Here is a 981-nt window from a genome sequence, read left to right on the forward strand (position 1 = left end):
CGTACGGCCCCCGCCGAGGCCCGCCGGGCGCGGGAGGCCGCGGAGGCGCCCGTCCTGCCGCCCGTCCCGGAGCGGCAGGCGCTGCCGGCCCCGGCGGACCGGGAGCGGCCCGCCACCGGCTGGGCGCAGCAGGTCCATCAGCTCGCGCAGCAGCCCGGAGTGCCCGGCGCCGTCGGGTCCCTGCCCTGGAAGCCGCCGAAGGACGACCCCTTCCTGCGTGCCGCACAGGAGCAGGGGCGGCCCGCGCCGCTCGGCCGCCGCTTCCTCGCCCGCCTCGTCGACACGGCGGTGCTGGGCGCGGTGGTGAGCGCCGTGGCCGTGCCGCTGTGCGAGAAGTCCGTCGACCACATCGACCTGAAGGTGCAGCAGGCCAAGCAGTCCGGGCAGACCGTCACGGTCTGGCTCCTCGACGGCACCACCGGCCCGTACCTGGCGATCGTCCTCGCCGTCCTGCTGGTGGGCGGGCTGTTCTACGAGGCGCTGCCCACCGCCAAGTGGGGCCGCACGCTGGGCAAGAAGCTGTGCGGGGTGCGCGTGCTCGACATCGAGTCGCACGACACTCCCTCGTTCGGCGCGGCGGCGCGCCGCTGGCTGCTCTACGGGGTGCTGGGCGTCGTGGCCGTCGGTGTGCTCGACGCGCTGTGGTGCCTGTTCGACCGGCCCTGGCGGCAGTGCTGGCACGACAAGGCGGCCCGTACGTTCGTGGCGGCCGACGGAGGACGCTGAGCGGTACGTCCTCCGTACCGGGCTCCGTATCGGTCTCCGTATCGGTCTCTGTACCGGGCTCCGTGCCGGGCACTCGAACGGCACACGGCCGGATGCGGTCACCGGGACGCTGGGTTCTACTCGGGGCATGAGCACCCCCCAAGAGCCTCCGGAAGACGACCCGTTCCGGAAGAAGCCGCCGGAGCCCGCGGAGGGCGGCCCGTACGGCGGCGGCCCGGGCCCGTACGGCGGGGCGAGCGGCACCCCGCCGCCTCC

Annotated in this window: 1 protein-coding gene; it reads left to right on the forward strand. The window is 75.3% G+C overall.

The window, feature by feature from the left end:
• Positions 1–726: RDD family protein (locus tag K6I34_RS37425; RefSeq protein ID WP_229332466.1), on the forward strand; the 726-nt coding region annotated here is incomplete at its 5' end.
• Between the last annotated feature and the right edge of the window lie 255 nt (positions 727–981).

The organism is Streptomyces sp. UNOC14_S4 (assembly GCF_020740835.1).
In the GTDB taxonomy this organism is placed as follows: domain Bacteria; phylum Actinomycetota; class Actinomycetes; order Streptomycetales; family Streptomycetaceae; genus Streptomyces.